Raw genomic sequence first — 13,302 nt, forward strand, 5'->3', positions numbered from 1 at the left:
AATTTCATTTCGTCAATAATTGAAAACGGAGTTCGTGAGATGCCTCGCATTCACCGTTTTTGGCAGAGCAACTGCATTTTGTACGAAAATAACGTAATAAATTCTAACGTTGACTCCATTCAGGGCATGGCGCCCGGGGAGAGAAATGCGATGATTCTCGCAGTTTCGATAACAAAATCGCCCGATAATCACCCTGAGTAACCATTTCTGCCCGAGACAGAGAAGCACAGAGATCAAATGATATGCATTTGTTAACAAACAGATAATAATTAACAAAACAATAACCAGTATTTGGCGTAAAATTACTACTAAACCACAATAATTAACAATTATTTAACCAAATAAATCATAAAAACAAACATAAAAAGTCACCGATCACATAATTCCATTCTGCTCCGATCCTCCGCAAATCCTTCTTGCTATCCTGGTGCCGTTGTTAAAACCCCTGTTACCTGACAAAAACACGCCCTACAAAACAAAGGTACTGCTATGAAATTCAATCTCGCATTACTGAATGCATGTGTTGTTTCCGCCTGCATGCTGTTAACCACCCCGCTGATGGCTGCGGAAAAACACGATATTGCGCTGGTCGCCAAAGTAACCGGCATTCCCTGGTTCACCCGCATGGCAGTAGGCGTGGATGAAGCGGCGAAAAAACTCGACGTCAACGCCTATCAGGTCGGGGGATCCACCGCCGATCCGGCGCAGCAGGTGAAAGTGATTGAAGACCTGATCGCCAAAAAAGTCGATGCGATTATCGTGGTGCCAAATGACGCCAAGGTACTGGAGCCGGTGCTGAAAAAAGCCCGCGACCAGGGCATTGTGGTGCTGACCCACGAATCTCCGGACCAGCAGATTGGCCAGTGGGATGTGGAAACCATCGACAGCGTGAAGTACGCACAAAAAAATATGGATGAGCTGGCCAGCGCGATGGGCGGCCAGGGCGGCTATGCCATTTACGTCGGCTCGCTGACCGTACCGCTGCACAATGCCTGGGCGGATGCGGCGATTAAATACCAGAAAGAAAAATATCCCAACATGCATGAGGTCACCTCACGCCTGCCGGTGGCGGAAAGCATTGATAAATCCTACGCCACCACCCTCGACCTGATGCGTACCTATCCGGACCTGAAGGGCATCATCGGCTTCGGTTCACTTGGCCCAATCGGTGCCGGCCAGGCGGTGAAGAGCAAGCGCGCGAAAAACAAAATTGCCGTCGTCGGTATTGCCATGCCGGCGCAGGCTGCGCCATACCTGGCCTCCGGCGACATCAAAAAAGCGCTACTGTGGGATCCGAAAGATGCCGGTTTCGCGCTGGTCAGCCTGGCAGACCAGCTGCTGGACGGCAAAGAAGTCACGCCTGACCTGACCATCGACGGCATCGGCAAGGCGGATGTGGATATGGAACATCACGTGATCCGCTTCAACCGCATTCTGGAAGTCACCAAAGACAACGCAGCATCCCTCGGCTTTTGACAGATTCGGGCCAGCGCTTGCTGGCCCCTCCCCAACACCAGGGCACTAATTATGGCCACGCAAAATACCTTTATTTCGCTGGAAAATATCAGCAAATCGTTCCCGGGCGTGCGCGCGCTGGATAACGTTTCGCTGACGCTGAATCGTGGTGAAGTCCACTGCCTGGCCGGGCAAAACGGCTGCGGCAAGAGCACGCTGATTAAAGTGATTTCCGGCGTTTATCAGCCCGATAAAGGCTCGCATATCAGCGTTGACGGCAAGCGCTTTCCGCGCCTGACGCCGGCGCTCTCTTCATTCTACGGCGTGCAGGTGATTTATCAGGATCTGTCGCTGTTCCCGAATCTGACGGTGATGGAAAACATCGCCATCCACCGCATGCTGCCAGGCGGCGATCTGCTGGTTAATCGACGCGCCATGCGCCAGCTGGCGGTAGAGACGATGAACCGCATCGGGGTTAACCTCGACCCGTCTCGCAAAGTGGAAAAGCTGTCGATCGCCGATCGCCAGCTGGTGGCTATCTGCCGGGCACTGGCGGCCAAAGCCAGCCTGGTGATTATGGATGAGCCAACCGCCTCCCTGACCCGTCATGAGGTCAACGGCCTGCTGCGGGTGGTCAACGAACTGAAGGCCGCCGGGATCTGCGTGGTGTTCGTCAGCCACAAGCTGGATGAGGTGATGGAAGTCTCCGACCGCATCAGCGTGATCCGCGACGGTAAGCTGGTGGGCACCTGGCAGGCCAGCGAACTGGACAGCGACGAGCTGGCGTTTCTGATGACCGGCCAGCGCTTCAGCTTCAGCCATCTGCCGCAGCGCGCCGACGGCGACGAAACGCCGCTGCTGGAGGTGCGCAACCTCAGCCGCCGCAACGAATATCAGAATATCAGTTTACAGCTGCGGCGCGGCGAGATCGTCTCCATCGTCGGTTTACTGGGTGCCGGGCGCACCGAACTGTGCCTGTCGCTGTTTGGCATCAGTAAGCCGGACAGCGGCGAGCTGATTGTTGACGGCCAGCCGGTGAAACTGCGCCACAACCGCGATGCCATTCGCCACGGCATTGCCTACGTTTCCGAAGATCGGCAGAGCGAAGGGCTGATTATGCCGCAGTCAATTTTCGACAACCTGCTGGTGTCGATTTTCGATCGCCTGCGCGGCGGCCTGGGCCTGATGGATCGCCAGAAAGCGCGGCAGCAGGCGGCCGATTTGATCCGCGAACTGAATATCAAAGTCTCTGACAGCCAGCTGCCGGTGCAGACGCTCTCCGGCGGTAACGCCCAGCGCGTGGCGATCGGGAAATGGGTGGCAACGCAGCCGAAAGTGCTGATCCTCGACTCACCGACCGTCGGCGTGGATATCGCTAATAAAGAAGGGATCTATCGCATTGCGCGCCAGCTGGCCGAGTCGGGCATGGCGGTGCTGATGATCTGCGATGAGATCCCGGAAGCCTACTACAACAGCCATCGGGTACTGGTGATGCGCAAAGGCGAGCTGGTTGCCAGCTTCGCACCGCATCAGTGCCGCGAAGAAGAGATCGCCGGGGTGGTCAATGAATAATAAATTACGCCAGCTTATCGGCTATCACGAGTTCTGGCTGGGCATGCTGATCCTGCTGCTGGCGGTGGGCCTCAGCCTGCGCACCAGCGAATTTTTAACCCTCGGTAACCTGACCGACGTCGCCACCAGCTATGCCATTCTCGGCATTCTGGCCTGCGGCCTGTTTGTGGTACTGATTGCCGGCGGGATTGATATCTCCTTCCCGGCGATGACCGCTATCGCGCAGTACGTGACGGCCAGTACCATGCTGGCGCACGGCGGCAATCTGTTCAGCGTGTTTGCCGTGGCGATGGTCGTCGGCCTGCTGCTGGGCATAGTCAACGGGCTGCTGGTTTATCTGCTGCGGGTTCCGGCGATCATCATCACCATCGCCACGCTGAATCTGTTCTACGGCCTGCTGGTGTGGTTCACCGGCGGTACCTGGCTGTACGGCTTCCCGGACTGGTTTATGAACGGCATTAACTGGTTCTCCTTTACCGCCGCCGACGGCTATGAATACGGACTGACGCTGCCGCTGCTCTGCCTGCTGGGCACCTTTATCGTCACCGGATTCCTGATGAACTATACCCGCCTGGGTCGGCAGATCTTTGCGATGGGCGGCAACCGCGAATCGGCGGCACGGCTCGGCATCAATCTGCGCGGCCTGCACTTACGGGTGTATGGCTATATGGGTCTGCTGGCGGGCGTGGCGGCGGTCGTACAGGCGCAGACTACCCAGTCGGTGGCCCCTAACTCACTGGTCGGCTATGAGCTGACGGTGCTGGCGGCGGTGGTGCTGGGCGGCACCAGCATGAGCGGCGGGCGCGGTTCGCTGACCGGGACGCTGCTTGGCGTGCTGCTGCTGGCCTTCCTGCAGAACGGGCTGACGCTGCTGGCCGTCTCCTCCTACTGGCACATGGTCTTCAGCGGCGCGATTATTCTGTTCAGCGTCAGCGCCACGGCGTGGAACGAAAAACGCAAACAGGTTGAGGGGAATTAAGATGCAGAGTCTGATGAAGGTTTTGCCAGGCGACCGGATTATTCGCCTGCAGCTGTTAATGATCGCCATCGTGCTGGTGCTGTTTTCCCTGACGCTGGGTACACGCTTTTTCAGTTCAGGTAACTTCCAGTCTATCGCCGGGCAGCTGCCGGTACTGGGCCTGCTGGCGCTGGGCATGGGCGTCACCATGCTGACCGGGGGCATCAATCTGTCGATTATCGCCAGCGCCAACGCCTGTTCGCTGGTGATGGCGGCGATTATCGTGGCCCACCCCGACCAGCCGGTCTGGCTGGCGATTGGCCTGCTGGCCGGGCTGCTGCTGGCGGTGGCCATCGGCGTGCTGAACGGCGTGCTGATTGCGGTGATTGGCGTATCCCCGATTCTGGCGACGCTCGGCACCATGACGCTGATTGCCGGGCTGAATATTCTGCTGACCAACGGCGCGGTGATCTCCGGCTTCCCGCCGCTGATCCAGGCGATCGGCAACAGTTCGCTGGCGGGCATTCCGCTGTCGCTGCTGCTGTTTTTAGCCGTGGCCGCCCTGCTGTGGCTGCTGCTGGAACGCACCACGCTGGGCCGCAGCATCCTGCTGCTCGGGTCGAATCTCAAGGCTACCCGCTTCAGCGGCGTGAATACCACCCGCGTGCTGATCACCGTTTACGTTCTGTCCGCCCTGATGAGCTGGGGCGCGGCCCTGCTGATGATGTCGATGTTTAACTCGGCCAAGGCGGGCTACGGCGAATCCTGGCTGCTGGTGACCATCCTGGCCTCGGTGCTGGGCGGCATTAACCCCGACGGCGGCTTTGGCCGGGTTATCGGGCTGGTGCTGGCGCTGATTGTCTTACAAATGCTGGAAAGCGGACTGAACCTGCTGGGGGTCAGTAGCTACCTGACCATGGCGCTCTGGGGCGGCGTACTTATCCTGTTTATTGCGCTACAGAATCGCAAAAACTGATTATCGAGGGAAAAAATGAGCAGCTATTACATTGGTGTGGATGTAGGGACCGGTAGCGCACGCGCGGGCATTTTTGATATTACCGGCCGAATGATGGGCCAGGCCAGCCGCGAAATTGCGCTGTTTCGCCCGCAGGCAGATTTCGTTGAACAGTCCTCGGATAATATCTGGCAGGCGGTGTGCCAGTCGGTGCGCGATGCGCTTAACCAGTGCAATATCAACCCGGTACAGATTAAGGGGCTGGGATTCGATGCCACCTGTTCGCTGGTGGTGCTGGATAAAGAAGGCCAGCCGCTGACGGTCAGCCCGTCCGGGCGCAACGAGCAGAACGTGGTGGTGTGGATGGATCACCGCGCTATCGTGCAGGCCGAGCGCATCAATGCCCTGCAGCATGAAGTGCTGGACTACGTGGGCGGGGTGATCTCGCCGGAGATGCAGACGCCGAAGCTGATGTGGCTGAAGCAGCATATGCCGGGCAGCTGGAATAATATCGGCCACCTGTTCGACCTGCCTGATTTTCTGACCTGGCGCGCCACCGGCGATACCACCCGCTCGCTCTGTTCGCTGGTGTGCAAGTGGACGTATCTGGCGCACAAAGAGGGCTGGGATGCCAGCTACTTCCGCGAGATTGGCCTGGACGATCTGCTGGAACACGATATGGCGAAGATCGGCAGCGAAGTGAAAAGCATGGGCGAGCCGCTGGGCCGCGGCCTGACCCAGCGCGCCGCGCTGGAGCTGGGGCTGCTGCCCGGCACCGCGGTCAGCGCATCGATCATTGATGCCCACGCCGGCAGCCTGGGCACGCTGGGTGCCTCCGGCCCTTCCGGCGAGCTGGCCGATTTTGACCGCCGCATCGCGCTGATTGGCGGCACCTCAACCGGACATATGGCGATTTCCCGCGAGCCGCGCTTTATTAAGGGCGTGTGGGGGCCATACTTCTCGGCGGTACTGCCGGACTTCTGGCTGAACGAGGGCGGCCAGTCGGCCACCGGCGCGCTGATTGACCATATTATCCAGTCCCACCCGTGCTACGCCGCGCTGCGCGAGCAGGGCAAAAGCCAGGGAAAAACTATCTACGAGGTGCTGAACGAGCTGCTGCGCAAGATGGCCGGCGAGGTGGACCAGATCGCCTTCCTCACCCGCGATATCCATATGCTGCCCTACTTCCACGGCAACCGCTCACCGCGTGCAAACCCGCATCTGACCGGCATGCTGACCGGGCTGAAGCTCTCCCGCACGCCGGAAGATATGGCCCTGCAGTATCTGGCGACCATTCAGGCGATTGCGCTGGGCACCCGCCATATCGTTGAAACGATGAACCAGAGCGGCTACAGCATCGATACCATTATGGCCAGCGGCGGGGGCACCAAGAACCCGATCTTCGTGCAGGAGCACGCCAACGCCACCGGCTGCACCATGCTGCTGGCCGAAGAGAGCGAGGCGATGCTGCTGGGCGGCGCGATGATGGGCACCGTGGCCGCGGGCGTGTACGACACGCTGCCGGAAGCGATGAACGCCATGAGCCGCATCGGCAAGACCGTGACGCCGCAGACCAACGAGATCAAACGCTACTACGATCGTAAGTACCAGGTGTTCCGCGAGATGTATCACGACCAGATGAAGTATCGCCAGATGATGCAGGAGGGATCATGAGTTCCCTGCCCGACTGGCAGCAGGCCACGGCGGCCTGGCAGACCTATCGCCAGGCGCTGGACGCGCTGGAAGCCGAACTGGACCGCCCGCAGTGGCAGGCGGTGCTTGACGCGCTGGCCGGCTGTCGCGGGAAAATTGCGGTGACCGGCATCGGCACCTCCGGCATCGCCGCGCGCAAAATCGCCCATATGCTGGCCTGCATTGAGCACCCGGCAATCTGGCTGAGCGCGGCCGACGCCGCCCACGGCGATATCGGCTTTCTGCGCGAAGATGATGTGTTGATTATGCTGTCGCGGGGCGGCAACTCGGACGAGCTGACGCGGCTGCTGCCAACGGTGAAGGCGAAAGGCACCCGGCTTATCGCCGTCACCGAAAACGGCGCATCCGCCATCGCACAGCAGGCCGATCTGCTGCTGCTGATACCGAAGAGCCAGGAGGTCGACCCGTTGCAGATGCTGGCGACCACCTCGATTATCAGCGTTCTGGCGGTTTTCGACGCGATGGTGGCGGCGCTGATGCGCCGCAGCGGCTACAATAAAGAGACCCTGCTCGCCGTACATCCCGGTGGCAACGTCGGTAAGGTGCTGCGTGAAGCGCAGGATTAAGCGTTAAAAATGATACACAGGTCAACCAATGAAAGATAATTGGTTGACTTCACTTCCCACCTGACCGATTTTATCTGCCAGCAGATGATCTTTCTTCCGCGCTCCACGGCGGCGGCGTCATCTCCCCATTCAATGCAGATAAAAGAGGGATCCAACATGAAACAAACCTGGCGCTGGTACGGCCCTGACGATCCGGTAACGCTGGCCGATGTACGCCAGGCGGGTGCCACCGGCGTGGTGACCGCCCTGCACCATATTCCCAACGGCCAGATCTGGCCGCTGGACGAAATCCTCAAGCGTAAAGCCATCATCGAAGCCGCAGGCCTGGTCTGGTCGGTCGTTGAAAGCGTGCCGATCCATGAGGAGATCAAAACCCACAGCGGGCAGGTCGATCTCTGGTGCAGCAACTACCAGCAAACCCTGCGTAACCTGGCGCAGTGCGGTATCCGCGTGGTGTGCTACAACTTTATGCCGGTGCTGGACTGGACCCGAACCGACCTCGAATACCTGCTACCGGACGGCGCAAAGGCGCTGCGCTTCGACCAGATTGAATTTGCGGTATTCGAGCTGCACCTGCTGAAACGCGCAGGCGCGGAAGCGGACTACACGCCGGAAGAGATTAGCGAAGCCGCGCAGCGCTTTGCCAGCATGAGTGAGGCACATAAAGAACGGCTGGTTCGCAATATTATCGCCGGCCTGCCGGGTGCCGAAGAGGGCTATACGCTGGAGGCCTTCAGCCAGGTGCTGGCCACCTATGACGGGATTGATAAGGTGAAGCTGCGCGAAAACTTCGCTTATTTCCTGCGGGCGATTATTCCGGTCGCCGAGGAAGTCGGCATCCGCATGGCGGTTCACCCGGACGATCCGCCGCGCCCGATCCTCGGCCTGCCGCGCATTGTCTCCACCCGTGACGATATGCAGTGGATGGTGGAAACGGTCAGCAGCCCGGCCAACGGCTTTACCTTCTGCACCGGCTCCTACGGCGTGCTGGAGGAGAACGACCTGGTGGCGATGTTCAACGAGTTTGCCCCGCGCGTCTGGTTCGCTCATCTGCGCTCCACCCGCCGCGAAGAAAACCCACGCACCTTCCACGAGGCCGCGCATCTGTACGGCGACGTGGATATGTATGCGGTGATCAAGGCGATTGCCGAAGAGGAGCAGCGCCGCCGTGACGAGGGCCGCGACGATCTTATCCCGATGCGCCCCGACCACGGCCATCAGATGCTGGATGACCTGCACAAGAAGACCAACCCGGGCTATTCGGCCATCGGCCGCCTGAAAGGACTGGCCGAAATGCGCGGGGTTGAGTTAGCCATTCACCGCGCCTTCTTCAGTCAGTAAACCGTTGCGGCAGGTTTCCCCTGCCGCCATCCCTCTTTCCTGCCCGACATTGTATCCGCCGACCCCGCCGCAGCGCGGGCGCAGCGGATATCAGGAGTTTGCTATGGAACAGAACCTCGCCAGCGGGGCGGTAAACGCCCAACGCCCGGGCTGGGACGCTTCACGCCTGGTGCCCCGCATCGTCCACCTCGGCTGCGGCGCTTTTCACCGGGCGCATCAGGCGCTGTACACCCACCGGCTGCTGAGCATTAGCGACAGCGACTGGGGCATCTGCGAAGTCAGCCTGATGTCCGGCCGCGGCGCGCAACTGATCCGCGATCTGAACGCGCAAAACCGCCTCTATACGGTGGCCGAGCGCGGTGCAGATGAAACAGAACTGCATATTATCGGCGCGGTGGTGGAAGCCCTGCACCCGCAGACCGACGGTTATCAGGCGATCCTGGAGGCGCTGGCCCGGCCGGAAACGGCGGTCGTTTCGCTGACTATTACGGAGAAAGGCTACTGCACCGGTGCCGCCAGCGGCCAGCTGGACCGCGATAACCCGCTGATTCAGCACGACCTGGCTCACCCACAGCAACCGCAGTCGGCGATTGGCTATCTGGTGGAGGCGCTGGCTATTCGCCGCCGCCGGGGGCTGCCGGGTTTTACCGTACTCTCCTGCGATAACGTCCGCGAGAACGGCCACGTGGCAAAGGCGGCGGTCATCGGTCTGGCACAGGCTCGCGATGTGGAGCTGGCCGCGTGGATTGCGCAGCACGTAACCTTCCCCTGTACCATGGTCGACCGCATTGTGCCCGCCGCGACCGCTGAAACCCTGGATGAGATTGCCCGCCAGCTGGGCGTTTACGATCCCTGCGCCATCGCCTGCGAGCCTTTCCACCAGTGGGTAATTGAAGACCACTTCGTTAACGGCCGGCCGGACTGGGATCGCGCCGGCGCGCAGTTCGTCAGCGATGTGGTGCCCTTCGAGCTGATGAAGCTGCGAATGCTCAACGGCAGCCACACCTTCCTTGCCTGCCTGGGTTACCTGGCGGGCTATCGCACCGTCGCGGAAACGATGAGCGATCCGGAGTTTCGCCGGGCGGCACGCTCGCTGATGCTGGATGAACAGGCACCCACGCTGACCATGCCACCGGACACCGACCTGCCCGGCTATGCCGCACGGCTGATAGCGCGTTTCAGCAATCCGGCGCTGAAACACCAGACGGCACAGATTGCCGGCGACAGCAGCCAGAAGCTGCCCCAGCGCCTGCTGGATCCGATCCGTCAACATCTGCGCGAGGGCAGCGACTGGCGCTATCTGGCGCTGGGCGTGGCGGGCTGGATGCGCTACGTCGGCGGGGTTGACGATCGCGGCAACGCCTATGAGGTAGTTGACCCGCTGGCCGCCACGCTGCAGGCGATATCCCGGCAGCCGCACACCCCGTCAGAACGGGTTCGCGCCCTGCTGGCGATCGGCGATATCTTCGGCAGCGATTTACCGGCGCAGCCCCAGTTTGTCGACGCGGTCACGGCCGCCTACTGCCAGTTACTCAACGACGGTGCCGCCGCCACGGTAGCCGCACGTTAACTCTGAAGGAGAACCACATGACCGCATTTATGAGTGAGAATTTTTTACTGCACAACGGCACCGGGCGTCAGCTGTACCACCGCTATGCGGCGGACATGCCCATCTTTGATTATCACTGTCACCTCAACCCGCAGGAGATTGCTGAGGATCGGGGCTTTGAAAACCTCAGCCAGATCTGGCTGGCGGGCGACCACTACAAATGGCGCGCGCTGCGCGCCGCCGGGGTGGATGAATCGCTGATCACCGGCAGTGAGACCAGCGATTATGATAAATACCTCGCCTGGGCAAATACCGTGCCGCGCACGCTGGGCAATCCGCTCTACCACTGGACGCATCTGGAGCTGCGCCGTCCATTTGGCCTCAGCGGTACGCTGTTCGGCCCGCAGACCGCGCCGGCAATCTGGCAGCAGTGCAATTCGCTGTTAGCCACGCCTGAGTTTTCCGCGCGCGGGATCATGCGCCAGATGAACGTGCATATGGTCGGCACCACCGACGATCCAACCGATTCGCTGGTTTATCATCGCCAGATAGCGGACGACCCGCACTTTAACGTCGACGTCGCCCCGAGCTGGCGACCGGATAAAGCCTTTAAAATCGAACTTGAGGGCTTCGCCGACTATCTGCAAAAATTATCCGCCGTGGCGGACGTCAACATCACCCGCTTTGAGCATCTGCGCACGGCGCTGACCCGGCGGCTGGACCACTTTGCCCGCCACGGCTGCCGCGCGGCCGATCACGGCATTGAAACGCTGCGCTATGCGCCGGTGCCGGACGATGCGCAGCTGGATCTGATCCTCAGCAAGCGCCTGTCGGGCGGCGAACTGAGCGAGCTGGAAACGGCGCAGTTCAGCACCGCCGTGCTGGTGTGGCTGGGGCGGCAGTATGCGGCTCGCGGCTGGGTGATGCAGCTGCATATTGGTGCCCTGCGTAACACCAACTCGCGGATGTTCCGCCAGATCGGCGCCGACTGCGGTTTTGATTCCATCGGCGATGGGGCTATCGCCTGGCCGCTTTCGCGCCTGCTGGACAGCATGGACGTCAGTAACGAGCTGCCGAAAACCATCCTCTACTGCCTGAATCCGCGTGATAACGCGCTGCTGGCCACCATGGCCGGTAACTTCCAGGGTTCCGGGATCGCCGGGAAAGTGCAGTTTGGCTCCGGCTGGTGGTATAACGACCAGAAAGACGGCATGACCGCACAGCTGACCCAGCTGGCGCAGATGGGCTTCCTCAGCCACTTCGTCGGTATGCTCACCGATTCCCGCAGCTTCCTGTCCTACACCCGTCACGAGTACTTCCGCCGCCTGCTGTGCAATATGATCGGTCAGTGGGTAGAGGATGGCGAGCTGCCGGACGACGAGGGGATGCTCAGCGGGCTGGTTGAAGATATCTGTTTTAACAATGCGCAGCGCTATTTTGCCACGGCGTGATCTTCACCCACGGCAGACGCAGCCACTGGCTGACCCATTATGCTATAGTGGCCGACATCAATCGGTGACAGCGGATGCCTGTACAGAAGATGAAAGCGGATAGCATGATAAAACAGACCGGCCAGCAGCGCCCCTATCAGGAAGTGGCAACGATGCTGCGCACGATGATCGCGCAGCAGCAGTATGCGGTGGGCGACAGGCTGCCGCCGGAGCGTGAGATCGCCGAACGGCTGAACGTCAGCCGGACGGTGGTGCGCGAAGCGCTGATCATGCTGGAAATTGAGGGGCTGGTCGACGTGCGGCGCGGCGCGGGGATCTTCGTTACCGATATGCCCGCTGAGTCCCCCGACGCCGCCGCCGCGGTCACCTCCGACAGCGCCGCCGGGCCGTTTGAACTGCTGCAGGCGCGCCAGCTGCTGGAGAGCAATATCGCCGAGTTTGCCGCCCAGCAGGCCACCCGCGACGACATTATTAAAATGCGGCGAGCCCTGCAGATTGAAGAGCAGGAGCTGGTCAGCGACGACCACGAAAGCGGCGATATGCAGTTTCACCTGGCCATTGCCGAAGCGACCCACAACAGTATGCTGGTTGACCTGTTTCGCCAGTCCTGGCAGTGGCGTGAAAACAATCCGATGTGGATCCAGCTGCACAGCCACCTGAAAGATACCCACTATCGACAGCAGTGGCTGACCGACCACCAGCAGATCCTCGCTGCGCTGATTAAGAAAGATGCCAAAGCCGCCAAGCAGGCGATGTGGCAGCACCTGGAAAACGTCAAAAACCGCCTGCTTGAGTTCTCCGACGTTGATGACATCAATTTTGACGGCTACCTGTTTACATCCTGGCCGCTAAACCACCTCAATTCCTGACGGCAGGCGAGCAGCATGGAACCTGAAATCCCTTCCTCTTCTCCGACCCGGCTGCGCGTGCTGGCCGCGGCGCGCGCCTGTTTTTCCCGCGACGGCTTCCACGGCGCATCGATGAAAAACATCTGCAAAGCGAGTGGGATCAGCCCCGGCACGCTCTACCACCATTTCCCCGGCAAAGAAGCGCTGGTGGAGGCGATTATAGAGGAAGACCAGCTGCGCGCCTTCTCGCGCTTTGCGCAGGATAACCCGGACAGCGACCCGGTCGAGACGATCGTGTACAACCTGCTGGCGGTGCGTGAGGAAGATCGCGCACAGCGCGCGCTGGTGGTCGAGATTATGGCCGAAGGCATGCGCAACCCGCTGGTGGCTGAGATGCTGGATCGTAAACATCAGGCCATCATTGGCATGATTGTGGCACGCCTGCGGCTGGCGCAGCAGCAGGGATTTGTCGCTGGCGATATCGATCTGCCGGCGGCCTCCAGCCTGCTGCTCTCGCTGACCTACGGCATTCTGGCCGATACCGCCGTCGATTCCGGGTTGAGTGAAGCGCAGCGCCGCCGGGCGCTGTTGGCGATGATTAACGGCGTGCTGCGCCCGGCCGGATAAGCGGCACCCCACCCCTCACCCCTCACCTCTCACCTCTCACCTCTCACCTCTCACCTCTCACCTCTCACCTCTCACCTCTCACCTCTCACCTCTCACCTCTCACCCAGAATTTTACAATTATCATCTAAAACAGCATGTTATATCAGATACTATCGCGTTATTTTATGCAACCGAACTCGAACGAACGTTCGATTGATCATCTGGCGATGAAAGTCAATGACCCTCCATCGCCGAACGTGAAGCCCCTCTCCTTTTCGGCTATTGACG

11 protein-coding genes are annotated in these 13,302 nt (G+C 60.2%); all 11 read left to right on the forward strand.

Annotation, left to right across the window (positions count from 1 at the left end; translation table 11 throughout):
- Positions 1-489 precede the first annotated feature (489 nt).
- The 11 genes from PGH32_RS11610 to PGH32_RS11660 all read left to right on the forward strand — a co-directional run bounded on the left by PGH32_RS11610 (position 490) and on the right by PGH32_RS11660 (position 13,035).
- On the forward strand, positions 490-1,476 hold the full coding sequence (locus tag PGH32_RS11610) for an autoinducer 2 ABC transporter substrate-binding protein (protein ID WP_314420827.1): 987 nt from the start codon (positions 490-492) through the stop codon (positions 1,474-1,476).
- A gap of 51 nt (positions 1,477-1,527) precedes the next feature.
- The gene (locus PGH32_RS11615; RefSeq protein ID WP_314420830.1) at positions 1,528-3,027 is read left to right on the forward strand and encodes a sugar ABC transporter ATP-binding protein; all 1,500 of its coding nucleotides are present in this window, start codon (positions 1,528-1,530) and stop codon (positions 3,025-3,027) included.
- Positions 3,020-4,006 (forward strand): ABC transporter permease, encoded by a 987-nt coding sequence (locus PGH32_RS11620; RefSeq protein ID WP_337894091.1) that lies wholly within the window; start codon positions 3,020-3,022, stop codon positions 4,004-4,006. The genes PGH32_RS11615 and PGH32_RS11620 overlap by 8 nt, the downstream gene beginning before the upstream one ends.
- A gap of 1 nt (position 4,007) precedes the next feature.
- Positions 4,008-4,961 (forward strand): ABC transporter permease, encoded by a 954-nt coding sequence (locus PGH32_RS11625; protein ID WP_314420835.1) that lies wholly within the window; start codon positions 4,008-4,010, stop codon positions 4,959-4,961.
- 15 nt (positions 4,962-4,976) lie between these two features.
- Complete coding sequence (locus PGH32_RS11630; RefSeq protein WP_314420837.1) at positions 4,977-6,614, forward strand: FGGY-family carbohydrate kinase; 1,638 nt, start codon at positions 4,977-4,979, stop codon at positions 6,612-6,614.
- On the forward strand, positions 6,611-7,219 hold the full coding sequence (locus tag PGH32_RS11635) for an SIS domain-containing protein (protein WP_314420838.1): 609 nt from the start codon (positions 6,611-6,613) through the stop codon (positions 7,217-7,219). Before PGH32_RS11630 ends, PGH32_RS11635 begins: the two co-directional genes overlap by 4 nt.
- A gap of 156 nt (positions 7,220-7,375) precedes the next feature.
- Positions 7,376-8,560: a mannonate dehydratase gene (uxuA, locus tag PGH32_RS11640; protein WP_337894092.1), complete on the forward strand. Its 1,185-nt coding sequence runs from the start codon at positions 7,376-7,378 to the stop codon at positions 8,558-8,560.
- A gap of 103 nt (positions 8,561-8,663) precedes the next feature.
- Entirely contained in the window at positions 8,664-10,130 is a 1,467-nt protein-coding gene (locus PGH32_RS11645) for a fructuronate reductase (protein ID WP_337894093.1), read from the forward strand.
- A gap of 17 nt (positions 10,131-10,147) precedes the next feature.
- Entirely contained in the window at positions 10,148-11,560 is a 1,413-nt protein-coding gene (gene uxaC / locus PGH32_RS11650; protein ID WP_337894094.1) for a glucuronate isomerase, read from the forward strand.
- Between the two features lie 104 nt (positions 11,561-11,664).
- Positions 11,665-12,429: a Uxu operon transcriptional regulator gene (gene uxuR / locus PGH32_RS11655; protein ID WP_337894095.1), complete on the forward strand. Its 765-nt coding sequence runs from the start codon at positions 11,665-11,667 to the stop codon at positions 12,427-12,429.
- Positions 12,430-12,444: 15 nt separating this feature from the next.
- Positions 12,445-13,035: a TetR/AcrR family transcriptional regulator gene (locus PGH32_RS11660; protein WP_337894096.1), complete on the forward strand. Its 591-nt coding sequence runs from the start codon at positions 12,445-12,447 to the stop codon at positions 13,033-13,035.
- Positions 13,036-13,302: the final 267 nt, after the last annotated feature.

Source organism: Erwinia sp. SLM-02 (assembly GCF_037450285.1).
In the GTDB taxonomy this organism is placed as follows: Bacteria; Pseudomonadota; Gammaproteobacteria; order Enterobacterales; family Enterobacteriaceae; genus Erwinia.

What these genes read in the sequence shown, in the direction of transcription:
- PGH32_RS11625 (WP_314420835.1), top strand. Translation starts at nt 4,008, where the DNA reads ATGCAGAGTCTGATGAAGGTTTTGCCAGGCGACCGGATTATTCGCCTG.
- PGH32_RS11615 (WP_314420830.1), top strand. Translation starts at nt 1,528, where the DNA reads ATGGCCACGCAAAATACCTTTATTTCGCTGGAAAATATCAGCAAATCG.
- uxaC (WP_337894094.1), top strand. Translation starts at nt 10,148, where the DNA reads ATGACCGCATTTATGAGTGAGAATTTTTTACTGCACAACGGCACCGGG.
- PGH32_RS11645 (WP_337894093.1), top strand. Translation starts at nt 8,664, where the DNA reads ATGGAACAGAACCTCGCCAGCGGGGCGGTAAACGCCCAACGCCCGGGC.
- PGH32_RS11660 (WP_337894096.1), top strand. Translation starts at nt 12,445, where the DNA reads ATGGAACCTGAAATCCCTTCCTCTTCTCCGACCCGGCTGCGCGTGCTG.
- PGH32_RS11630 (WP_314420837.1), top strand. Translation starts at nt 4,977, where the DNA reads ATGAGCAGCTATTACATTGGTGTGGATGTAGGGACCGGTAGCGCACGC.
- uxuR (WP_337894095.1), top strand. Translation starts at nt 11,665, where the DNA reads ATGATAAAACAGACCGGCCAGCAGCGCCCCTATCAGGAAGTGGCAACG.
- PGH32_RS11610 (WP_314420827.1), top strand. Translation starts at nt 490, where the DNA reads ATGAAATTCAATCTCGCATTACTGAATGCATGTGTTGTTTCCGCCTGC.
- PGH32_RS11620 (WP_337894091.1), top strand. Translation starts at nt 3,020, where the DNA reads ATGAATAATAAATTACGCCAGCTTATCGGCTATCACGAGTTCTGGCTG.
- PGH32_RS11635 (WP_314420838.1), top strand. Translation starts at nt 6,611, where the DNA reads ATGAGTTCCCTGCCCGACTGGCAGCAGGCCACGGCGGCCTGGCAGACC.
- uxuA (WP_337894092.1), top strand. Translation starts at nt 7,376, where the DNA reads ATGAAACAAACCTGGCGCTGGTACGGCCCTGACGATCCGGTAACGCTG.